Consider the following 1260-nt stretch of genomic DNA (forward strand, 5'->3'; position numbering starts at 1 on the left):
ATGAAGCAATATGCTGCCGATCCATCAAACAATTATGTGAACTATGCACCTGCTATAGGGGCTCCAGAGCATACTGACTCGATTCACAGTGGCGTGCAACCATGTGCTACTTTTACTGGTTCTTTTAGTGGTTCAAATCGGGCAATCCAGATGACATCGGCCAGTACATGGGGATCGATTCAGTTTATTGTGAATGATGGCCCCACGGGTAGCTATATTATGGGTGGAGGTTTAGCATCTGAAACAACTGGTCAATATGTTGCAAAATTTAATCCCCTAACTGGGCAACAAATTTGGCTTACCTATATTAATGCTGTCAATCCACTACCTGCTGGGCAGTGGAATGCTTTTGGTAGCATGGGAGTGATTGCCGATGGAACAATTATTGCTGCAGCGGGCACAACGATTGTTAAGCTCGATCCATTAACGGGGTCAATATTAAAGTCAGTTCAATTGGGGGTATCACCCACTCTCTCAAGTCCAATTAACGCAAATTTTGACGGCTTATTGATTGCCCCAAATGCAGCTGGTGTCATTTTATTAAAAAGCCAGAATCGACCCATTGGCTGTCCCACTCAGGGAAATCTGGCGATGACCTCATGTCAAGCGCAGTATGGGCTACCACCAAATACAACAGCAGTTGCACTTGATTCCAACTCCCTGCAACTGATTGATTCTATTGTGCTTAATCAGATGGTGGGAACGCGTGGAGTTGTGACAAAGCACAATAATAGAATTTATTGGTATCTAGCTGGATTAAGTAATTTAGAGCGCATTATTGTTAATCCACTCACGAGTCAATTAACTGTTGATACAGCGTGGGTTCCTGCATCCTATTTACTACCTGGGCAAACTGCGGGGGATGCTCCTGCAGTTCTAGGAAACTGGATTATTGCAAACCAAAATGGCGGGGGGTCTGCATTAGTACCCATTACTCCTTTTGCGGTAAGTCAAGATATTAATTTGGATGGGTCTGTTACTTCTGTACGCGCCACCCCTTGGGGAACAACCCTCCCAACAGTCAGTCCAACGGGGGGTTGGAGTGCGTCACTGGGTAGTTTTGGAGTGGATCCAGAAAATAATATGGTTTACGCACAAGATACTTATGAAGGAGTAGTGGGACTTAGCTTAAATCAAACAACAGGCGTAATGACTACTGTTTGGAATCGACCCGATTGGCGCACGACAGATTATTTTTCTTTAGTTGGCCCAGCTAACCAAAGGATATTAATTTCTCAATACCTTAATCCGAATATTTCT

General features: G+C 44.1%; 1 protein-coding gene. It reads left to right on the forward strand.

From position 1 onward, the window contains the following. Positions 1-1260, forward strand: a 1260-nt coding sequence (locus tag LZT21_RS11820) for a hypothetical protein (RefSeq protein WP_233991004.1), incomplete at both ends; no start/stop codon positions are given.

It is taken from the genome of Polynucleobacter sp. IMCC 30228, from assembly GCF_021395205.1.
Taxonomy (GTDB): domain Bacteria; phylum Pseudomonadota; class Gammaproteobacteria; order Burkholderiales; family Burkholderiaceae; genus Polynucleobacter.